Source organism: Porcincola intestinalis, from assembly GCF_009696445.1.
Classification (GTDB): Bacteria; Bacillota; Clostridia; order Lachnospirales; family Lachnospiraceae; genus Porcincola; species Porcincola intestinalis.
Genome location: NZ_VULZ01000006.1, coordinates 22,287 through 42,856, shown reverse-complemented (window position 1 = coordinate 42,856; position 20,570 = coordinate 22,287). Strand labels below are relative to the sequence as shown.

Genomic DNA, 20,570 nt, shown 5'->3' with positions numbered 1-20,570 from the left:
CCGAAGCCTTCTGAAAACCCTTCCGGCTCTCCGCCGGTGATCAGGATTCCTGCCGCCTCCCGGAAGTCTTCTGCCCGCCGGAAGGATGATTCATCCTGTACCCCAGCTCCATCAGGCTCTCCGACAAATGAACATCCTGGATGGTGACATCCTCCGGGACCTCCAGATCCATATGGGAAAAGTTCCAGATGCCCTTGACTCCGCCCTCGATCAGGATCGGTGTAACCATGGCAGCCCCCTCCGACGGCATGGTCAGCGCTGCGATATCCGGCTTGTTCTGCCGCAGAAAAGCAGGCAGCTCATCCATCCCCCTGACCTCTATGCCGCCGGCGTTCTCTCCGCGGTGATTCTCCGGCCTGCGGTCAAAGATACCAATGACCTTGAACCCTCTCTTTTCAAAGCGGGTATAGCTGGCGACAGCCATTCCAATCCGCCCTGCCCCGACAATAATCATCGTGTAGCCCCTGTCAAGACCCAGGATTTTTCCGATGCTTTCATACAGATACTTGACATTATAGCCATACCCCTGCTGGCCAAATCCCCCGAAATGATTCAGATCCTGCCTGATCTGGGATGCTGTGGCGTGCATATGACGGCTCAGATCTGCCGAGGAGACGCGCTCCACGCCTTCATCCATCAAGATGCCAAGGTACCTGTAGTATTTCGGGAGCCGGCTGATGACGGCCTTCGGGATTTCCTTTTCTTCCATCGCCGTACAATCCTCCACATGAATAAAACGCCTGCAGATGATATCGTTTCCCGCAGGCATACTGCTGATTATTATAGGTTTTTCCTGCACATTCGTCAAACATGCCGCTTCTTGATTTTTCAAAGCGCTTCCCATATCATGATGAACGTGTCATTACTCTTATTACCCAAAGGAAAAATGAACCATGATCCTATCCTGTCACAATATTACAAAAGCTTTCGGGACAGACGTTGTCCTGAAGAACGTATCCTTTCATATTGAAGAGCATGAGAAGGCTGCCATCGTCGGAATCAACGGGGCCGGCAAGTCTACACTTCTGAAAATCATCATCGGAGAGATCACGCCCGACAGCGGGGAAGTCACAGTTTCGCGTGGCCGTACACTGGGATATCTCGCACAGATCAACACACTCTCCGGCCACCGGACGATCTGGGACGAGACAGCGCAGGTCAAGCAGAAAGTCATTGATATGGAAGAAAGCCTCCGGAGTATGGAGCGGCAGATGAGCACTGTATCCGAGGACAGTCTGAATCTTCTGATGGATCAGTATCATAAAACACAGGAGGAATATGAGCGGCTGGGCGGCTATGCCTGGAAGAGCGAGGTTTCCGGCGTCCTGAAGGGTCTGGGCTTCACAGAGGAAGAATTCGGGAAACCTGCCGACAGTCTTTCCGGCGGACAGAAAACCCGGGTCGCACTCGGCAAGCTGCTCCTTCAGGCACCTGACATTCTCCTGCTCGATGAGCCGATCAATCATCTGGATCTCAACTCGATCGAATGGCTGGAAAACTATCTGCTGAATTATCAGGGTTCCGTGATCATTGTCGCCCACGACCGCTATTTTCTGAACAAGGTGGTGACGAAGGTCGTGGAAATCGATAACGGAACCAGCATGTCATTTTCCGGAAACTACTCTGCATACGCAGAGAAAAAAAGACAGCTGCGGGAGACACAGCTGAAAAGCTGGATGAACCAGCAGGCTGAAATCCGGCATCAGGAAGCCGTCATCGAGAAGCTGAAAAGCTTCAACAGAGAAAAGTCCATCAAGCGTGCGGAGAGCCGCGAAAAGATGCTGGATAAAATCGAGCGGATTGACAAGCCTGCCGAGGCTGACGCCCGCATGCATCTCCAGCTGACCCCCCGCATCCTTTCCGGCAATGATGTCCTGACAGTCGAACACCTGAAAAAGGGCTTTGAGTACCCGCTCTTCACAGACCTGAACCTTGAAATCAGGCGCGGTGAACGTGTCTGTATGATTGGAAACAACGGAACCGGAAAGTCCACCTTTCTGAAACTGATTATCGGCAGCCTGAAACCGGATGAGGGAAGCATCCGGCTCGGTACCCGTGTTCACATCGGCTACTACGATCAGGAGCATCAGACACTTCATCCGGACAAGACACTGTTCTCGGAGCTTCAGGATACCTACCCCACACTGGACAATACGACCATCCGAAACACCCTCGCCTCCTTCCTCTTCACCGGAGATGACGTATTCAAGCGCGTGTCCGACCTGTCCGGAGGTGAACGGGGGCGGCTGTCCCTCGCGAAGCTGATGCTCTCGGAGTCCAACTTTCTGATTCTCGATGAGCCGACAAACCATCTGGACATTCTCTCGAAGGAAATCCTCGAGGATGCTCTGCAGTCTTACAGCGGGACGGTTCTCTGTGTCTCTCATGACCGTTATTTTATCAACCGGGTTTCAACCCGCATCATCGAGCTGACAAACCGTGTCATCGTGAGCTATCTCGGCAATTACGATTACTATCTTGAAAAGAAGGATGAACTGACGGCTAAATTTGCCCCTGCAAATGAGCAGACTATCCACTCTGCTTCCGGCGGTCAGATTGCTTCCGGAAATGCCTCCCACCTTTCCATGCAGCATGCATCCGGCAGTGACGCAGGCGCAGAAAACTGGAAGCGCCAGAAGGAGCTTCAGGCCGAAGCCCGGAAAAAAGAAAACCGGCTGAAAAAACTGGAGGCTGAGATCTCCAGTCTGGAAGCGCGCAGCAATGAGATCGACGAGGAGATGTCCAGGGAGGAAGTCTTCACGGATGTTGGCAAAGTGACAAGTCTCTCAAAGGAAAAAGCAGCACTCACCACACAGCTGGAAGTGCTCTACAATGAATGGTCTGAGCTTGCTGAGTAAGGGATTGTTTCCACACAGGATGGGTTCTGCCTGTGCGGAAATCAGGATCAAAAACATGTAAATGTAAATTACGTGTCCGGAAGGGCAGCGGAAGACTCCGCTGCCCTTTATTTATGTAACATTTTCTCCGGGCCCCATCTGAACCACCTTCATTCCCATTCCATTCACTCCCACTTTTCAACATATCCCCACAGATATCCACTTATCCACATTTTCAGGCTTTTTATGGTATCCACACTCGTTTGTGTATATTATGCATGTTTATGCATCGTATGCATATTCGCAGTATTCATGTAACATTTGTAATAATGATACATATATGTGTGCATGTAACATCATCAGCTGTCCACTGCTCTTCTGCCGCGCAGAATTCCCTACGAACGTTTCTGTCGATTTTTCAATATACAAGTGCACATGCACTGTGCTAGAATTGGTCAGGCGAAAAAGCAGAATCCTGTGTCCGGCGATACTGGCTTTTTCACCGGAAACCGGGGCTTTCTATATGCCTTTGATCGTTTGTTCAACAGTTGGGAAAGGACAGTCAGCATGAAGGAGTACAAGCCATTCAAGTCTGGAAAAGTCAGAGAAGTCTATGACATCGGAGACAGCCTGATCATGGTCGCAACAGACCGGATCTCAGCATTTGATCACATCCTGAAGAACCGGATCACCGACAAGGGCGCGATCCTGACGCAGATGTCTTCTTTCTGGTTTGAGTACACAAAAGATGTCATCCGGAACCACATGATCACGACGGACAACGAAAGAATGCCGGAATTCTTCCGCCAGGAGCAGTTCACCGGCAACAGTATGAAGGTTCAGAAGCTGACCATGCTCCCGCTTGAATGCATCGTCAGAGGCTATATCACAGGAAGCGGCTGGGCATCCTATCAGAAGACCGGAATGGTCTGCGGCATCCGGCTTCCTGATGGTCTGGTCGAGAGCCAGAAGCTGCCTGAACCGATCTACACGCCTTCCACAAAGGCAGATCTGGGCGACCACGACGAAAACATCTCTTACGAACAGTCAATTGATGTGCTGGAGAAGAAGTTCCCCGGCCACGGGAAAGAATATGCGACGGCGCTGCGCGACAAGACAATCGAGCTGTACACCAAATGCGCCGACTATGCCAGAAGCCGCGGCATCATCATCGCGGACACAAAGTTTGAGTTCGGCCTTGATGAGAATGGGGATATTGTCCTTGGCGACGAAATGCTGACCCCGGATTCCTCCCGATTCTGGCCGGCAGACGGCTATCAGGCAGGACACAGTCAGCCTTCCTACGACAAGCAGTTCGTCCGTGACTGGCTGAAGGCCAACCCTGACAGCGATTACGAACTTCCTCAGGCTGTCATTGACCGCACCATCGAGAAGTACAAGGAGGCCTATCTCCTGCTGACAGGGAAGGAATTTACCCGCAGCGGAAGGTAACGGGAAGAAGCGAAGCAGGCGGACAGATCGCAGCAGGAAGGATTCCGCCGATCGTAAGCTTCATCATGTGAGTCATATGGATCATATAAAGAAGGAGAGCCGGGGAATTTCCCCGGCTCTCCTTCCAGTTTCCTCAGGATGGATAGTCCAGAATGAACCGCTCATAGGCATTGATGACCGTCGTGCTGTCGACCTGCCTGGTACGGCGGAAATCATAGGCATAGGACTTATGCACATGCCCGTGCACCATGTAGGCCGGCTTGTAGCGTGTCACAATCTCCCGGAATACATCAAATCCCTGGTGCGGCAGATCGTCCTGATCGCCGCATCCCCGCATCGGAGCATGTGTCAGCAGGATGTCAATCCCGTGTCTTCTCATGATCTGAAAGCGGACCTTTTTCGCCCTCTTCTGCATCTCCTTCTCAGTATACTGATAGTCGCCAAATCCGTATCGCTGGCTTCCGCCCAGTCCCAGGATCCGTACCCCGTTATAAACATAGACCCTGTCATCAATATTGATGCAGCCCTCCGGCGGCTTTTCCTGATACTTGGCATCATGATTTCCATGAACATATAAGAGCGGACAGTTTGCAAATGTCACAAGGAACGACAGGTATTCAGGCGGAAGATCCCCGGCCGAGAGGATCAGGTCAATTCCTTTCAGCTTCGACTCGTCGTAGTAGTCCCAGTACGATTTACACGGTTCATCCGCAACCAGGAGGATTCTCATATCAATCAATCTCAACTTTCTATCCTGCCGTTCAAGCATCATGCTCTTCCGATGCGGCTTCCTTTGGCGGTTCTTCACTGGTCATGATAACCTTCTCCACCACCTGGACCGGTGTATGCTTTGCTGTCGCCGCATTCACAGACTCCGGCGTGATAATCTGCTGCATCGCGATCCGGTCTCTCGACTCCTGATTCAGCTCATCGAGTGAAGGAACGCTGCCAATGATGCCTTCGAGCAGGTAATTCATCGTAATCACCTCCTGCGCAGGGAGCGCCCCTGTGTCTGTCCCGATCGCCCGGCCATCCTGCAGGAAAAGTTTCCCCGCAAAAGGATTCAGCAGCCAGTCCTCCTCCACAATCCGGCCTCGCATCACATCGGCAAACCGCCGTACCCCACGCGGAAGATTGCCGGAAAGGACAAGATCGATGATTCCGCTTGATATCCCCCACCAGTAGTTAACCGCATTTCTGGACTTCACATCGTCTCCGCTGTCCCAGCTTCCCTGGAGGATATCACTGATGATCCGTTCATAGAATCTCCCCCAGTTCCAGATGGGCGCTGCAAGATTCACGGTTTTCCCATCCTTTCGGATGAACAGACCATAGGCACTGCCTTCCTGCCCGGGACGGATCATATCGTTGCCCGACACAACGCTGATGTCTTCACGATCCAGAAGATCACTCAGATGTTCATGATCCTTCAGACTGTCCCAGTGCAGATATACCTGCGCCCTCGGATTCGTCATCCGGGCGCCAAGGGCAAACGCGTTGATCTCCGCCATTGTTCCATAGATCGGGAAATTCGCCCGGTAAGCAATCTTCTCGTTTTCCGTCATGGCACCGGCGATCATGCCCGCCAGATATTTTGCCTCAAACAGCCTTCCGTAATACGTGCGGATGGAATTATGAGGCTGCCCGACAGAACAGTTCAGAATCTTGACCTCCGGATGCTCAATCGCCGCCTTCAGACTTGCCGCGAGGAACTTCTGATTGGCCGTGAAGATGATCTCATATCCATCCTGGATGACCGCGTCGATCAGCTCCGCAATATCCCGCTCATCATCCTGCAGAAAATACGCAGCCGTCTGGATCCTGTCACCGAATACGTCCTCTACATGCATTCTTCCGAGCTCATGTCCGTAGGTCCATCCGGATTCGCTCATACGCCGGTCGTGAATAAAAGCGATCCGGAGTGTTTTTCCGCCAAGCGGATGAAGAATCCGGTTCAGGACGCTTCCGCCTGAGGCTGCCTCCGGCTTAAAGACAAGGGATTCCTGCGTCTCGTCACCGAGCGCCGGCAGCTCCTTGAAGATCCGGTCCAGATCCTTCGCCTTCTCAGAATGGGATTTTGCCTGAATCTCCTTGTAGGAATAGAGTGAAAGATAAAACAGAAGAGCATCCCCTGCTGTGATTTTCAGCTTATCTCCGCCCTTATCCTTGAAAAGCCCCGAAAACTCTGTGTAGAGAGACCGGAAATTTTCCTTGTCCTCGTCCGTCCACTTCTCACCCGGTTTCTTCTTCAGGGCAAGCGTCAGCTTCGGAAAGCTCCCGGGCTGCGTAAACCAGATATAATTCACCTGGCTGTCCTTGTAAAAATCCAGAAATTCAAAATAGACTCTGCTCTCCGGTGTGTCCTGCGGATACGGAATCTCGCGCGTGACCGTCCCCTCGATCGAATCCACGCCAAAATACTTCAGGACACTGACGCGCTTGTTCCCCTCGAGCACATAAAACTTATTCATGAACTCGTAGCAAACAATCGGGTCGCCGATTCCCTGATTCATATGGTAATCAACCACGCCGTCCCACTTTCTGGCAAATTCCGAGTATTCCGGCATCAGAGGCATGAAATTGTTCGCAAATGAGTTCTGCCGTCCCTCTGTCTTTGTTCCGACGATCTGATCAAGCGGAATATTGACAAGTCCAAGAGATTCCTCTGTTTTCATTTCCGCCTGTGTCAGGATGGCATCCAGCGCAGGCAGATACGGGTATTCTCCGCGGCTCAGCGCTCTGCGATAAGCCGCCTTTCCCATCTTCAATGCTTTTTTATAATCGTCTGATGCCATAGGAATCCTCCTTCATGATCATCTGTCAAAGTATCGATCTGAGAAGCAATCTGTCAGAGTGTCTCCAGGGTATCTCTGACTGCCAGGATGAAGTCGCGGCTGCTGAGAGCAACCGGGTTGTCCAGAGTCGTGATCCTCGCCAGATCCCCTGTCATCTTTCCGGATTCAATTGTCTGAAGCGTTGCCTTCTCCAGACGATCCGCGAACGATACAAGCTCCGGAAGCTGATCCAGCTGCCCTCTCTTCCTCAGTGCTCCTGTCCAGGCAAAGATCGTTGCTACAGAGTTTGTGGAGGTCTCCTCCCCCTTCAGATACTTGTAATAATGGCGCTGCACGGTTCCATGTGCTGCCTCATATTCATACTTTCCATCCGGATTCACCAGGACAGACGTCATCATCGCAAGGGAGCCGAAAGCGGACGAGAGCATATCACTCATAACATCCCCGTCGTAGTTTTTGCATGCCCAGATAAACCCGCCCTCACTCTTCATGACACGTGCGACCGCATCGTCAATCAGCGTGTAGAAATAGGTGATTCCCTTTTGTGCAAACTGTTCTTTATATTCCTTCTCATAGATGCTCTCGAAGATCTCCTTGAATCTGCCATCATACTGTTTGGAAATCGTATCCTTCGACGCAAACCAGAGATCCTCCCCCGCATCGAATGCGTAGGAGAAGCAGCTTCTGGCGAAGCTCTCAATTGATTTGTCCAGGTTATGCATTCCCTGAATGACACCCGGTCCATCGAACTCATGGATCAGCTTCCGGGTTTCATGTCCTTCTGCATCCGTAAAGACCATCTCTGCCTTTCCAGGTCCAGGGACACGCATCTCCACATCACGGTAGACATCCCCGTATGCATGGCGGGCGATTGTGATCGGCTTTTTCCATGTACGGACATTCGGTTCGATCCCCTTCACCGTGATCGGCTTGCGGAACACCGTCCCATCCATAATCGCGCGGATCGTTCCATTCGGACTCTTATACATCTTTTTCAGATGATACTCCTCCATGCGGGCTGCATTCGGCGTAATCGTCGCGCACTTGACCGCCACGCCGTATTTCAATGCCGCCTTCGCGGAATCGATCGTCACCTGATCGTCGGTCTCATCCCTGTGCTGAAGACCCAGATCATAGTATTCCGTCTTCAGGTCGATATAAGGAAGCAGGAGCTCATCCTTGATCATCTTCCAAAGAATTCTCGTCATCTCATCGCCGTCCATCTCGACGAGCGGTGTCTTCATCTGAATCCTGCCCATGCTGTCTCCTCCTCTTTTTCATCCATCTACGCGACATCCGTATGCTGTATCCGGCTTCCGCAGCCATATTTCTCATCAAAACAGCTTGTGCCGTCCTTTCATACGTCCTTCATCTTACCATATCCGAAAACACCTGAAAAGCACATACAAAAAGCACCCGGCGGATTGATATGCCGGGTGCTTTCTGCACGATTTTCTATTTCTGACGACGAATAAAGCTGTCCTTTCCCCTGTGCTGTTATTCCTCCGTCTCCTTCAGCACTTCCTTGTTCTGAATGAGATAGGAAACCAGAGAGATCACTGTCAGTGCCAGCGCAATCCACTTGAAGATTTCGCCGAGCGTATTGAAAAATCCTCCGAGATTGGCAACCATGAGGATCACCATCACCATCTGGGAAGCTGTCTTGAACTTGCCCCAGTAATTGGCCGCGATAACCTTCCCCTTCTCGACTGCGATCAGGCGGAAGCCAGAGATGATGAACTCCCTCGCAATGATGATGATCACAATCCAGCTTTCGATCCTTCCAAGATCCACAAGACAGATCATCGCAGAGCAGACAAGAAGCTTATCGGCCAGCGGATCCATGAATTTTCCGAAGACTGTCACATAATTGTATTTTCTTGCAATATAGCCGTCGGCCGTATCGGTCAGGCTGGCGGCGATAAAGATAACCGCCGCCGTGATGTCTCCTGCTTTTCCCGGAACCGCCATCAGAAAGACAACAAAGAGCGGGATCATGAAAACCCTGAGGATTGTCAGCTGGTTCGGCAGGTTTTTCCCCGGTACCCATCTGCCTCCCGAAGGCTTGTGCGCGCTTTTTGTGTCCTTCACCTGTCTCTGTCTTGCCTCGGCAGCTGCCGTCGTATCTTCTTTCTCGTTCCCGCTCATACCAGTACTCCTGTCAGATCATAGTCTGATGCTGCTGTGATCTTTACCTGTGCAAAATCGCCCGTCATCATCGGCTCATCCGTGTTGATGAAGATGTAGCCATCCACATCCGGCGCATCACCGTAGCTGCGCGCGACGTAGACATTCTCTCCGGAAGCCTGTCCCTCAATCATACATTCAATCGTGTGTCCGATCAGGTTCTGAAGAAGATCCGAGGAGATCTCCTGCTGCAGCTCCATCAGTTCATCGCGGCGCTCCAGCTTCGTTTCCTCATCAATCTGACCGTCCATCCGCTCTGCGGGGGTTCCCTCCTCCTTTGAGTACGTAAATACGCCAAGCCGGTTGAATTCCATCTCGTTGATAAAGCGGCAGAGCTCCTCGTGCTGCTCCTGCGTCTCCCCCGGAAATCCGGTAATCAGAGTCGTCCGCAGTACAATGTCCGGAACCTCCTCCCGCAGGTGTGCGATGATCCGTCTGAGGTCCGCGTTGGTTGTATGGCGGCCCATCCGTCTGAGAATCTCATCATCCGCGTGCTGGATCGGCAGATCCAGATAGTGCACAAACTTTTTCTCCTCCTTCATGCACCGGATCAGGTCCTCATAGATTTCCTCCGGGTAACAGTAAAGCACCCTGATCCAGCGGATTCCCCGGATCTGCGCAAGCTGATGGATCAGCTCATGCAGACACTTCCTGCCATACAGATCCGTCCCGTAAAGCGTCGTCTCCTCCGCAACCAGGATCAGCTCTCTGACGCCCATGTCCGCCAGATCCTTTGCCTCGGAGAGAAGACTTTCCATCGGGACAGAACGATACCGTCCGCGCACCATCGGAATTGCGCAGTAGGTACAGTGCTTGTCACACCCCTCCGCAATCTTCAGATACGCATAATGCCCGCCGGTTGTCAGAAGCCGTTTTCCATCCGTAAGAGGAAGACTGTCGACATCATCCAGAATGTTCTCCCTCTGTCCCTCCAGAGCTTCCTCGATCACATCACCGATCTTCGCGATTGAACCGGTTCCGACGCAGGCATCCACCTCCGGCAGCGTCTCCCGTATCTCCTTCTCATAGCGCTGTGCCATGCATCCGGCAACGATCAGAGCTCTGCACTTTCCTGTCTCCTTCTGCCTTGCCATGTCAAGAATTGTGTCAATGGACTCCTGCTTGGCATCGTTGATAAAGCAGCAGGAATTGACGATGATCACCTCTGCCTCGGTCTCATCATCCGTTATTTCATACCCTTTTAAGTTCAGCAGTCCGAGCATCTTCTCCGAGTCGACACGGTTTTTGTCACATCCTAGAGATATCAGCAGAATCTTCCGCATAGCGTCCCCTTATTCCTGATCTGCCCCGGATGCATCGGAAGCTTTCTCATCCTCGTCCTCGCTGTTCTTCTTCAGAAACGGATCCTTCTCACCCGGATGCTCCTCCGCATACAGCTTCTCCGCTTCCTGCTCATCCGGAAGAAAGCCCTCTATTTCCTTGTCCATATCCTCACGGATCTCGTTCTCATCCTCCATGTCCGTATCCTCACGGACAATCCGGATATCGCCGTCCCAGAGCTCCTGGACCGCAGTCGAGAGCGGTTTATGCAGATCCTCCTCAGGAAGACCTGTCTTGCCGTCGATCAGCTGACGCGCACGCTTTGCGGCAGCCATGACAACCGAATAGCGGCTGCCGACAACCGGCGTATCCTCATCGCTGTCCTGGTTGATCAAATCCATCAGTTCCGTATAAGACGGATGTAACATACATATACTCCTTTCGGTGTCACTCGATCTGCTGGTTCAGTTATCCCTTGCCTCGCGCTCAAGCCCTTCCTGTATCTCTTTGATAAACGGCAGGTTTCTGGCTGTTCTGAGCCGCTGTGCCTCTATCAGCCCGTTCAGCCTCGCTGCACACTGCTCTGCATCGTCATTGACAATCACATAGTCGTAATCCCCGATATGCCTTGCCTCTCCGGCAGCCGCCTTCAGCCGACCCCGGACGACATCATCCGTCTCCGTCCCGCGGCCCCTGAGCCGACCGGCAAGCGTAGCCGCATCAGGCGGAAGCATATAAATCAAGACAGCGTCCGGCACCATCCGGCGAATATTCAGAGCTCCCTGAACCTCAATCTCAAGGATGACATCCCTGCCGCTCTCCATCTGCTGTCTGACATACGCACGCGGCGTTCCGTAATAATGATCGACATAGCGGGCATATTCCAGAAGCTCCCCCCGCTCGATCATGGACTCGAACGCTTCCGTCGATTTGAAGAAATAATCTCTCCCATCGACTTCTCCGGCACGGGGCTGTCTGGTCGTGGCGGATACAGAATACGCATAGTGGTCATACCGGCTCATCATCAGCCGCAGGACAGTTCCCTTCCCGACTCCGGAAAACCCGGAGAGGACGATCAGACTCCCTCTTTCCGTCATTCCTTCTGTTCCTCCGCTGTTCTCTTCCCGATTGTATCCGCGCCAAGCGCCGACAGGATCATCCGGTCACCCTCACAGATAATCACGGCCTTCGTCCGTCTGCCTGCGGTCGCATCCACAACACGCTGCTGTTCCTTTCCCTGCTGGATGAGACGTCTGACCGGTGCTCCCTCAGGGCTGACAATCGCGATAATCTTATCTCTGTTTACAAGGTTGCCGAACCCGATATTGATAAATTGATTATTCAATGTTCTGAACCTGTTCCCTGATCTTCTCAATCTCAGTCTTGAGTCCGATTCCGATATCTGCTGTCACCAGATCGTTGGCCTTAGACAGGATCGTATTGGCCTCACGGTTCATTTCCTGCGCAATAAAGTCCAGCTTTCTCCCGACGTCCCCGCCCTTTTCAAGCTCCTTCTGCATCGCCTTAATATGGCTGTGGAGCCGTACGGTTTCCTCGTCCGTCGCGAGCCGGTCCGCATACAGGACAACCTCCGACGCGATGCGGTTTTCATCGATCTGATCGTCCGAGAGGATCTCCGAGATCTTTTCCCTGATCCGTTCCCGATAAGCTGCGATAATCTCCGGATACCGCTCCTGCACCTTGCTGACCAGGCTGTCCATGCCATCCAGCTTTTCAAGAAGATCTCTTTTCAAATTCCCGCCTTCTGCCTCTCTCGCCGAGACAAGCTTTTCCAGTGCGCCATCCAGCGCCTGTCTGAGCACGTTCCAGATGACCTCCTCATCGAGCTCCCCCTTGCTGAGCGTGAAGATTCCATCCAGACCACCAAGTCTGGAGACCGTCAGATCATTCCTCAGGCCAAACCGCTCTTCCAGCTCCCGGTAGGCATCCACATACTTCTGCGCCAGCTGTTCGTTCAGCTTCAGGCTCAGATCTGCTTCCCCGAGCTGCTCACATGTCACAGAGACTTCCACTTTCCCGCGGCCGATGTACTTCTTCAGCTCTGTCCGCACCAAGGTCTCCAGAAATGCATATTCCTTCGGCATCCGAACACTGGCATCAAGGTACCGGTGATTGACGGACCTGACCTCGACCGTAAACTTCAACTGGCTGTCCGCACACTCCGCACGGCCGAACCCTGTCATACTTCTGATCATGGCATACCTGTCCCTTCCGAATTCAGACATCAAGTCATTATATGACACGCCCGATTCGAAAGTCAACGGCTAGCCGAAAAGCGCGGAAAAAAGGCATCTTTGAAAAAAACCAGCCGGGGATCCCGACTGGTTTTTCATCATTGCTGCAGGAGTGCTTTGTTTCAGCCCTTCTCAAGTGCCAGCGTCCTGGTGGTCAGGTCGCAGACATCAGACGGTCCGTAATACTGGATGGCACCCGGATAGGTATAGCAGGTCTTGACTGCCCATTCAGCCCGGTGTGCCTCAAAGTACTTGAACGGCTTTCCGTCCAGCTCCACAAGCGCCTTGCGGATAACCGGCTTGTCCTCACCGTTTCTGCGCTCAATATTCATCATCTTCGTAATCGGCATGCCGCCTGCAACCCATTCATCTGCCGGTCTTGACAGATTGGAAACCTTGGAAAGGTATCCGTTGAATCCATACTGGATCAGCATGAATGCATTGTATCCCAGGCTGTAGCAGTAGTCCGCGTCAAAGTTTGACGGGAATGCGCATCTTCCCTCATATCCGAAGAAATGGAACTGTGTCTTGAAGCTTCCCTTGTAAGTGCCGGCCTTTTTCCGCTCATCCAGCTTGTTCTTCACAAGTTCTGCAAAAAGCTTCTCGGACTCGATCAGGGAAACCTGGACGTTGCCGTGCGGATCTCTCTCGAGGAATAGCTGCTTCTGGATGGCCTCCGGAAGAATGTCGAATACCTTGTAGGACTCTGCCGTCAGACCCTTGCGGATGAATTCCTTCTTTGCAGCCCAGTCCGGAAGCGCATTGAACTCCTCGGTCTTTGAGCCCGCCAGCATCTCGCTGATCTCGCGGATCAGTGTGCCGAACTCCGGAACAAACTCAACGATCCCCTCCGGAATGATCACAACACCGAAGTTGCCCTCTGTCTTGGAACGTGCCTCGACGGAATCTGCAATCTGGTCTGCGATCTGAGACAGAGACATCTTCTTCTCCGCAACCTCCTCGCCGATCAGGCAGACATTCGGCTGTGTTTCCAGCGCACACTCAAGGGCGACATGCGAAGCACTGCGTCCCATGACCTTGACGAAATGCCAGTACTTCTTTGCGGAGTTGGCATCTCTCTCGATGTTTCCGATGAGCTCAGAGTACGTCTTGGTCGCCGTGTCAAAGCCAAAGGAGCACTCGATGTCATCGTTCTTCAGGTCGCCGTCGATGGTCTTCGGGCAGCCGATGACCTGTACGCCGACATGATTCGCCGCAAAATACTCGGCCAGGACAGCCGCATTCGTGTTGGAATCGTCGCCGCCGATGATGACAACCGCTGTAAGGCCATGCTTCTTAGCCGTCTCGGTCGCCGCCTTGAACTGCTCCGGAGTCTCAATCTTTGTTCTGCCCGAACCGATGATATCAAACCCGCCTGTGTTGCGATATGCATCGATGAAGGCGTCATCAAATTCAACGCAGTCGTCGTCAACCAGTCCGCTCGGGCCGCCCTTGAAGCCGAGCAGGACATTCTCCCTGTTCGTCGCCTTCAGCGCGTCATACAGACCGGAGATGACATTGTGTCCGCCCGGTGCCTGGCCGCCGGAGAGAATGACACCAACAACCTGCTTTTTAGGCGCGGATGTATTGGCTCCCTTCTGGAAGGTAATCTCCTTCTTTCCATAGGTGTTCGGGAACAGGCTTCTGATCTTCTCCTGATCTGCAACACTCTGGGTGGCCTCTCCCTCCCTGACGCAGATGTCAGAGATTCCGTTTTTGAGCATACCCGGAAGCTTCGGCTGGTATTTCAGTCTTTCTTTCTGAAGCGGTGATATTTCCATCGTGAAAACTCCTTTCCTACATGTACAGATGTAATCTGCCCGCGAAAAGTCGCAGGCTCTGTATCAGCCTCACACATTGTAGCAAACTTTCCGCGACTTTGCTGAACTTTTTATTCAGAATCATTTTTCGCTGGAGGCCCTTGAAATAGCCTGTATAATTGGAGGGAGATGGCTCAAGGGCCATGCCTGAAAGGAGAATATTCAATGGCATTTGATGGTATCACAGTCGCAAGTCTCGTCCGGGAGCTGAACACCTCGCTTGCGGATGGTCATATATCGAGGATCGCCCAGCCGGAGCCGGACGAAATCCTGTTAAGCGTCAAGACACGCTCCGGTCTGAAGAAGGTGCTGCTGTCGGCAAGTGCCTCCCTGCCCCTGCTCTATCTGACGGATCAGTCAAAGCTCAGCCCGATGACTGCGCCGAACTTCTGCATGCTTCTCAGAAAGCATATCGGATCCGGCCATATCCTGTCGGTGACACAACCTTCTCTGGAGCGGATTGTGCGTTTTGAAATTGAACACTATGACGAGCTCGGGGATCTGCGGAAAAAATACCTGATTCTGGAGCTGATGGGCAAGTACTCCAATCTGATATTTGTAGATGAGCATGAGATCATTCTGGATGCAATCCGTCATGTATCCGCACAGACCTCCTCGCTCCGTGAGGTTCTTCCGGGGCGGCCGTACTTTGTGCCGGACTCCCTTCACAAACTGAATCCAAAGGAAACAGACGAAAACCAATTCTGTACCGAGGTGTTTGCAAAGCCGCTCCCGCTTTCGAAAGCCCTGTATACGGTATACACCGGCATCAGCCCGGTGATCGCCGAGGAGCTCTGCCACAGGGCTTCGCTAGAATCAGACCAGAGTGCCCGCGAGTTTCCGGAGAATGCCCGGATTCACCTTTACCGCGTCTTCAGTGAGATGATGGAAGATGTGAAGGCAGGTTCATTTTCGCCCCGGATCATCTACGACAAGGACGGCGCCCCTGTCGAGTTCTCGGCGCTGCCTCTCTCCATGTATGCGGACTTTGAGCAGAGAACCTTTGACTCCATGTCAGCGGTCGTTGAGACCTACTATGCGGAAAAAAGCGCTGTCACCCGGATCCGCCAGAAGTCAGCGGACCTGCGGCATGTCGTCTCCACCATCCTCGAGCGAGAATCGAGAAAGCTCTCGCTGCAGAGAAAGCAGATGAAGGACACGGAAAAACGCGAAAAGTTCCGCATCTGTGGCGAGCTTCTCAATACCTACGGATATGATGTTCTGCCGGGTGCAGGCAGCGTCACAGTACCGAATTACTATGACGGCGGGAAGGATCTGAAGATCCAGCTCGACAGCACCCTCACGGCGCAGGAGAATGCACAGCGCTATTTTGACAAGTACGCCAGGCAGAAACGGACAGCAGAGGCGCTCACCGTTCAGATTGAGCAGACAGAAAGCGAGGTCCGGCAGCTGGAGGCCATCAGCACCTTTCTTGACCAGGCAGAGACGGAGGCTGATCTGGCGCAGATCCGGGAAGAGCTGGAGCAGTCCGACTATGTCAGAAAGCGGACTGTAACAGGTAAAAAGAAGGGGTCCTCGCGGACAAAGAAGTCGGAGCCTTACCATTTCCGGACACCGGACGGCTATGACATCTATGTTGGAAAAAACAACCTGCAGAATGACGAACTGACCTTCCGTTTTGCCTCCGGCGGCGACTGGTGGTTCCATGCCAAAAAGATTCCGGGCTCCCACGTCATCGTGAAAACCAGAGGAACCGAGGAGCTTCCGGATGACGTCTTTGAGATGGCCGCCGGCGCGGCTGCCTACTACTCCCAGGGGCGCGGCGCGGACAAGGTTGAGATTGATTATGTAAAGAAAAAAGAAGTGAAAAAACCAGGCGGAGCAAAGCCAGGTTTTGTGGTGTACTATACGAACTATTCCATGATCGCGCGGCCTGACATCAGCAAGCTGACACTTGTAGAGTGATCCGATTTCTCATTTTTCACTCAAAACTGACACATGCCGCCTGCTCCTCCTGTCTGTAAAGACAGAAAGAGGCCAGCCGCCTATCCCCTTCCATGCATCCTCCACGCATGCCGGGTGATATCCGGCTGGCATCCTGTTTACTTATAATATTCAAAGTGAAGCTCATACAGCTTGACGGTGTCGCCGTCCTCGATTCCAAGCTTCTCCAGCTCCTTCAGGATCCCGTTGTCCTTCAGGAAATTCTGGAAGAAGCGGAAGCCCTTCTCAGACTCCAGATTCGTGTAGCCGAGCATCTTGTCGATCTTCGGTCCCTCCACATGGAACAGATGCGGATCTTTCGCATCCTTCCAGCAGGTAAATGAAAGCTTGTTCCCCGGGAGATGCTCTTCCGGAAAATATTCCTGCTCGTAGACCTTTGTCTCCTTCGGAAGCTTTCTCAGCATGGAACTGACATAGTAGATCAGGTCCTTCAGGCCTTCCCCTGTGACTGCGGAGATCGGAAAGACTGCAATATCCTTCGGTCCGAATTCACGTTTCAGGCGGCTGACAGGATTCTCCCACGCTGTCCCGTCCGGGTTCTTCCCATCCTCCGGAATGGTGATCGAATCAATCTTGTTGGCTGCTATGACCTGTGGCTTTTCGCTCAATGCAACATCATAGGCAGCCAGCTCCTGATCAATCCGGTACACATCCTCGACCGGATCTCTTCCCTCTGTGGACGCCGCATCCACCACATGGATCAGGACCTTGCATCGGTCTATATGACGCAGGAACTCATGCCCGAGCCCTGCTCCCTGACTTGCCCCTTCAATCAGCCCCGGTATATCCGCTGCAACAAACCCACTGCCATCCTCAAGATCGACGACTCCGAGCTCCGGGTTCAGTGTCGTAAAATGATAATTCGCAATCTTTGGCTTCGCGTTGGATATGTGCGACAAGAGGGTCGACTTTCCAACATTCGGATACCCGATCAGTCCCACATCCGCGATCGTCTTGAGCTCAAGCTTGATTTCCAGCTCACGTGCCTCCTGACCCGGCTGGGCATATTCCGGTGCCTGCATGGTAGAGGTGGCGTAGTGCATATTGCCATTCCCCCCGCGGCCTCCCTTCAGGATCACCTGTCTGCGGTTTTCACCGGACATATCCGCGATGACTTCCCCGGTCTCGGCAAGGCGAATCACAGTCCCTGCAGGAACCCGCAGGATCAGATCCTGTCCGTCCGCCCCGTGGCATCTCTTCTTGCCGCCCGGTTCACCGTCGGTTGCGGAAAACTTGCGGCGGTGCCGGTAATCGATCAGAGTGTTCAAGCCGTCGTCCACAACAAATACGACATCGCCGCCCTTCCCGCCGTCGCCGCCATCCGGACCGCCGGATGCCACAAACTTCTCCCGGCGGAAGCTGACGTGTCCGTCGCCGCCCTTCCCGGAGCGGACAATAATCTTTGCTCTGTCTGCAAACATACTTTTCCCTTATTTGCGCTTTCACGCCTAAGCCTGTTGAGCCTGTTTTTCTGTCAATATCAATGATATGAGTGTCAATGTATAGGCTTCCGCTCATGTCTGCTGCCGCCACTCATACGCAGGCGTTCGGATACAACTGCCTGCTCCTGCAAACGGCTGGACTTATACACCTTCACAAAAAGGGGGATTGCGTACGCAATCCCCCCTGCATCCATCTCTGTTCAGCTGGATTTACTCTGCTGCTTCGGTCTCAGCCTTCTCGGTAACGATTGAAACCTGCTTTCTGAACTTGCCAAGTCTTGAGAACCTGACAACTCCGTCAGCCTTTGCATACAGGGTATCGTCCTTGCCGATTCCAACGTTCTCACCCGGATGAATATGGGTTCCGCGCTGTCTGTAAAGGATATTGCCTGCCTTGACGAACTGTCCGTCTGCTCTCTTTGCACCAAGTCTCTTGGACTCTGAGTCACGTCCGTTCTTTGTGGAACCGACTCCCTTCTTGTGCGCGAAGAACTGAAGGTTCATATTCAGCATCTCTCATTCACCTCCCGCTTCGGGAATTCCCTGATCAGGGATTGACTTCCCGTTTCTGTATCCGGATGTAATCCGGATAATTCCCAGCAATCTGTTCAAGTCCAAGCACCATCGCCCTCATCAGGAGCTGGGCATCATGGTCTTTCGGACTGCTGAGCACGACTTTCAGGTAACCGCCTTCCGGTTTTTCCTCCTCTGAAAACGCGGTCTCCGTCAGGCTCTCGATGGCATTGGCGGTGTTGATCGTCAGCACCGAAACGGAATTGCAGATCAGGTCATACTCTCCGTCGCCCGCACCCGCATGTCCTTTGCACTCGAAGCCAAGGAAATCGTCTCCAGATTTGTATAACTGAATCCGGATCATCTTAAGCGTTGATCTTGTCGATCTTTACCTGCGTAAAGTACTGTCTGTGGCCGTTCTTCTTGTGGTATCCGGTCTTTCTCTTGTACTTGGCAACAATAACCTTCTTTGCTCTGCCAGTGGTAACAACAGAAGCCGTAACCGTTGCGCCGGCAGCATCAGCGCCTGCCTTCAGACCATCATCCGTGCTGACAGCAAGGACCTGATCAAAAGTGACAGTCTCTCCATCTGCAGCCGAGAGCTTCTCAACTCTGATCTCGTCGCCTTCGGAAACCTTGTACTGCTTTCCGCCAGTTGCAATAATTGCGTACATTCAGGGCACCTCCCCTTTCTTCAATCTCGCCGAATATGGCGTCGTCCGCAAATCCCGGACGCACTTATGCCTCTCCGTGCGGCATACGAAATGCATCATAGCATGCCATTTCTCAACTGTCAAGGCAGAAATTCAGCATTTTCTGACCGTTCCCTATGACCGTTCAGCTGCCGGAAGAGCGGAACCTCCACCTTTTTCCGGGTCATCTCGACAAGTCCGAGTGCAGTCAGATCCTCTACCTTCACCTGCATCGGATCCTGCGCCGTCGACTGAGCCAGATGTCTCATCAGCTGATCGTAGGATTCCTTCTCTTCCATGTTGATAAAATCCACCAGAATCATTCCGGACAGGTTTCTCAGGCGAATCTGCCTGGCGCACTCCTCTGCCGCCTCCATGTTCACCTTCAGGACGGCTTTTTCCTTGTCCCGGCCATTGATCGAATGCGCAGAATTGACGTCGATTGAGACAAGGGCTTCTGTCTGCTCGATCACGAGGTTCGCGCCGCTTTTCATATTCACCTTCCTGCAGAGTGCACGGCTCAGCTCCCGCGTCAGGGAAAAGACATTGTGCATGGAGATCATCGGATCCTGGTAAAAACGCAACTTCTCCTTCAGGTATGGGGGCAGATAGTCTTCCAGCGCCTCATACAGATTCCTGTCATCTGTCAGAATTTCCTCCAGTTTTTCAGCCTGTACCGACTCGATCCGCTTCAGCCAACGGTCAGGCTGCCGCAGCAGAACGGTATATGCCGGGCGATACGGCGCCGTCAGAAGAAGCTGATGCATCGCACCCGTCAGATTCTGAAGCTCTTTCCGGATGTCCTCGTCGGGCGCATGTTCTGCATTTGTCCGGACAATCACCCCGCAGGAACCAAGCTGCTGTCTCATTTCTTCAAGCGTCTGCTCGGAAAACAGATGCTCTCTGAGTGCCCGTCTTCTCTCCTCCTGAATCTTCCGCGAAATGCCAAGCCCCGTCCCGCTCATTTCCAGAAGCAGGTACCGTCCCGAGAGCTGTAGCTTGGTTGTCAGGGACATGCCCTTTGTGCCGAATGCCTCCCGGCTGACCTGGACAATCAGTTCATCCCCCTGCTGCACTTTGGGGGAGGATCCCTTGCGCGTATATCTCGGAGCCGCCAAGTCGTCGAGTGGAAGATACCCCTTGATCCCACGTGCAACCTCAACAAAGCAGGCGCCGGTATTTGCCGCAACCCTTTCGACACGGCCGATACAGATATCTCCAAGCTTCAGCCCGTCTGTTTTGCTGTCCGCATGGATCTCAACCGCCCGGCCGTCCTCTCCTAAGAGCACTGACAATATGCGACCACTGTATGCTTCAATCAGATACTTCAT

Annotated in this window: 19 protein-coding genes; 3 read left to right on the top strand and 16 right to left on the bottom strand. The window is 52.9% G+C overall.

The features are described from left to right. Positions 1-40: 40 nt before the first annotated feature. The gene (locus FYJ35_RS06860; protein ID WP_154524922.1) at positions 41-709 is read right to left on the bottom strand and encodes a redox-sensing transcriptional repressor Rex; all 669 of its coding nucleotides are present in this window, start codon (positions 707-709) and stop codon (positions 41-43) included. A 184-nt stretch (positions 710-893) separates the two neighbouring features. Here FYJ35_RS06860 and abc-f point away from each other — a divergent pair, with 184 nt between their 5' ends. After that, positions 894-2,858, top strand: coding sequence for a ribosomal protection-like ABC-F family protein (gene abc-f, locus FYJ35_RS06855; protein ID WP_154524920.1), 1,965 nt, complete (start codon positions 894-896; stop codon positions 2,856-2,858). A gap of 546 nt (positions 2,859-3,404) precedes the next feature. Next, entirely contained in the window at positions 3,405-4,289 is an 885-nt protein-coding gene (locus FYJ35_RS06850) for a phosphoribosylaminoimidazolesuccinocarboxamide synthase (protein WP_154524918.1), read from the top strand. 133 nt (positions 4,290-4,422) lie between these two features. Here the strand turns inward: FYJ35_RS06850 and FYJ35_RS06845 are convergent, their stop codons facing one another. From FYJ35_RS06845 to FYJ35_RS06800, 10 genes are all read right to left on the bottom strand, one after another. After that, positions 4,423-5,019, bottom strand: coding sequence for a metallophosphoesterase family protein (locus FYJ35_RS06845; RefSeq protein WP_154525138.1), 597 nt, complete (start codon positions 5,017-5,019; stop codon positions 4,423-4,425). A 31-nt stretch (positions 5,020-5,050) separates the two neighbouring features. Beyond that, entirely contained in the window at positions 5,051-7,084 is a 2,034-nt protein-coding gene (locus FYJ35_RS06840; RefSeq protein WP_154524916.1) for a BMP family ABC transporter substrate-binding protein, read from the bottom strand. A gap of 53 nt (positions 7,085-7,137) precedes the next feature. After that, entirely contained in the window at positions 7,138-8,343 is a 1,206-nt protein-coding gene (locus FYJ35_RS06835) for an NADP-dependent isocitrate dehydrogenase (RefSeq protein ID WP_154524914.1), read from the bottom strand. Between the two features lie 238 nt (positions 8,344-8,581). After that, complete coding sequence (pgsA, locus tag FYJ35_RS06830) at positions 8,582-9,232, bottom strand: CDP-diacylglycerol--glycerol-3-phosphate 3-phosphatidyltransferase (RefSeq protein ID WP_154524912.1); 651 nt, start codon at positions 9,230-9,232, stop codon at positions 8,582-8,584. Continuing rightward, positions 9,229-10,554, bottom strand: a complete 1,326-nt coding sequence (gene rimO / locus FYJ35_RS06825) for a 30S ribosomal protein S12 methylthiotransferase RimO (protein WP_154524910.1) — start codon at positions 10,552-10,554, stop codon at positions 9,229-9,231. The genes pgsA and rimO overlap by 4 nt, the downstream gene beginning before the upstream one ends. Before the next feature lie 9 nt (positions 10,555-10,563). Next, positions 10,564-10,980: a DNA-directed RNA polymerase subunit omega gene (rpoZ, locus tag FYJ35_RS06820; protein ID WP_154524908.1), complete on the bottom strand. Its 417-nt coding sequence runs from the start codon at positions 10,978-10,980 to the stop codon at positions 10,564-10,566. Between the two features lie 36 nt (positions 10,981-11,016). Beyond that, entirely contained in the window at positions 11,017-11,649 is a 633-nt protein-coding gene (gmk, locus tag FYJ35_RS06815) for a guanylate kinase (protein ID WP_154524906.1), read from the bottom strand. Continuing rightward, positions 11,646-11,897: a DUF370 domain-containing protein gene (locus FYJ35_RS06810; RefSeq protein ID WP_154524904.1), complete on the bottom strand. Its 252-nt coding sequence runs from the start codon at positions 11,895-11,897 to the stop codon at positions 11,646-11,648. The genes gmk and FYJ35_RS06810 overlap by 4 nt, the downstream gene beginning before the upstream one ends. Further along, a complete protein-coding gene (locus tag FYJ35_RS06805) occupies positions 11,890-12,768 on the bottom strand; it encodes a YicC/YloC family endoribonuclease (RefSeq protein ID WP_154524902.1) in 879 nt (292 codons plus the stop codon). Before FYJ35_RS06805 ends, FYJ35_RS06810 begins: the two co-directional genes overlap by 8 nt. A gap of 161 nt (positions 12,769-12,929) precedes the next feature. Next, entirely contained in the window at positions 12,930-14,588 is a 1,659-nt protein-coding gene (locus FYJ35_RS06800) for a diphosphate--fructose-6-phosphate 1-phosphotransferase (RefSeq protein WP_154524900.1), read from the bottom strand. Positions 14,589-14,792: 204 nt separating this feature from the next. Between FYJ35_RS06800 and FYJ35_RS06795 the strand changes: the two genes are divergently transcribed. Continuing rightward, a complete protein-coding gene (locus FYJ35_RS06795; RefSeq protein ID WP_154524898.1) occupies positions 14,793-16,553 on the top strand; it encodes an Rqc2 family fibronectin-binding protein in 1,761 nt (586 codons plus the stop codon). Positions 16,554-16,690: 137 nt separating this feature from the next. Here FYJ35_RS06795 and obgE read toward each other — a convergent pair whose 3' ends face one another. The 5 genes from obgE to FYJ35_RS06770 form a co-directional block, all read right to left on the bottom strand. Continuing rightward, positions 16,691-18,013 (bottom strand): GTPase ObgE, encoded by a 1,323-nt coding sequence (gene obgE, locus FYJ35_RS06790; protein WP_154524896.1) that lies wholly within the window; start codon positions 18,011-18,013, stop codon positions 16,691-16,693. 231 nt (positions 18,014-18,244) lie between these two features. Next, a complete protein-coding gene (gene rpmA / locus FYJ35_RS06785) occupies positions 18,245-18,547 on the bottom strand; it encodes a 50S ribosomal protein L27 (protein ID WP_154524894.1) in 303 nt (100 codons plus the stop codon). Between the two features lie 34 nt (positions 18,548-18,581). Continuing rightward, positions 18,582-18,911 carry a ribosomal-processing cysteine protease Prp gene (locus FYJ35_RS06780; RefSeq protein WP_154524892.1) on the bottom strand — a complete coding sequence of 110 codons (330 nt, stop codon included), beginning with the start codon at positions 18,909-18,911 and terminating at the stop codon, positions 18,582-18,584. A 1-nt stretch (position 18,912) separates the two neighbouring features. Further along, entirely contained in the window at positions 18,913-19,221 is a 309-nt protein-coding gene (rplU, locus tag FYJ35_RS06775) for a 50S ribosomal protein L21 (RefSeq protein ID WP_154524890.1), read from the bottom strand. A gap of 119 nt (positions 19,222-19,340) precedes the next feature. Continuing rightward, positions 19,341-20,570: a ribonuclease E/G gene (locus tag FYJ35_RS06770; RefSeq protein WP_154524888.1), complete on the bottom strand. Its 1,230-nt coding sequence runs from the start codon at positions 20,568-20,570 to the stop codon at positions 19,341-19,343.

Excerpts from the sequence above, each read along its gene's own strand:
- FYJ35_RS06860 (WP_154524922.1), bottom strand. The coding sequence starts at position 709 with ATGGAAGAAAAGGAAATCCCGAAGGCCGTCATCAGCCGGCTCCCGAAA.
- abc-f (WP_154524920.1), top strand. The coding sequence starts at position 894 with ATGATCCTATCCTGTCACAATATTACAAAAGCTTTCGGGACAGACGTT.
- FYJ35_RS06850 (WP_154524918.1), top strand. The coding sequence starts at position 3,405 with ATGAAGGAGTACAAGCCATTCAAGTCTGGAAAAGTCAGAGAAGTCTAT.
- FYJ35_RS06845 (WP_154525138.1), bottom strand. The coding sequence starts at position 5,019 with ATGAGAATCCTCCTGGTTGCGGATGAACCGTGTAAATCGTACTGGGAC.
- FYJ35_RS06840 (WP_154524916.1), bottom strand. The coding sequence starts at position 7,084 with ATGGCATCAGACGATTATAAAAAAGCATTGAAGATGGGAAAGGCGGCT.
- FYJ35_RS06835 (WP_154524914.1), bottom strand. The coding sequence starts at position 8,343 with ATGGGCAGGATTCAGATGAAGACACCGCTCGTCGAGATGGACGGCGAT.
- pgsA (WP_154524912.1), bottom strand. The coding sequence starts at position 9,232 with ATGAGCGGGAACGAGAAAGAAGATACGACGGCAGCTGCCGAGGCAAGA.
- rimO (WP_154524910.1), bottom strand. The coding sequence starts at position 10,554 with ATGCGGAAGATTCTGCTGATATCTCTAGGATGTGACAAAAACCGTGTC.
- rpoZ (WP_154524908.1), bottom strand. The coding sequence starts at position 10,980 with ATGTTACATCCGTCTTATACGGAACTGATGGATTTGATCAACCAGGAC.
- gmk (WP_154524906.1), bottom strand. The coding sequence starts at position 11,649 with ATGACGGAAAGAGGGAGTCTGATCGTCCTCTCCGGGTTTTCCGGAGTC.
- FYJ35_RS06805 (WP_154524902.1), bottom strand. The coding sequence starts at position 12,768 with ATGATCAGAAGTATGACAGGGTTCGGCCGTGCGGAGTGTGCGGACAGC.
- FYJ35_RS06800 (WP_154524900.1), bottom strand. The coding sequence starts at position 14,588 with ATGGAAATATCACCGCTTCAGAAAGAAAGACTGAAATACCAGCCGAAG.
- FYJ35_RS06795 (WP_154524898.1), top strand. The coding sequence starts at position 14,793 with ATGGCATTTGATGGTATCACAGTCGCAAGTCTCGTCCGGGAGCTGAAC.
- obgE (WP_154524896.1), bottom strand. The coding sequence starts at position 18,013 with ATGTTTGCAGACAGAGCAAAGATTATTGTCCGCTCCGGGAAGGGCGGC.
- rpmA (WP_154524894.1), bottom strand. The coding sequence starts at position 18,547 with ATGCTGAATATGAACCTTCAGTTCTTCGCGCACAAGAAGGGAGTCGGT.
- FYJ35_RS06780 (WP_154524892.1), bottom strand. The coding sequence starts at position 18,911 with ATGATCCGGATTCAGTTATACAAATCTGGAGACGATTTCCTTGGCTTC.
- rplU (WP_154524890.1), bottom strand. The coding sequence starts at position 19,221 with ATGTACGCAATTATTGCAACTGGCGGAAAGCAGTACAAGGTTTCCGAA.
- FYJ35_RS06770 (WP_154524888.1), bottom strand. The coding sequence starts at position 20,570 with ATGAAGTATCTGATTGAAGCATACAGTGGTCGCATATTGTCAGTGCTC.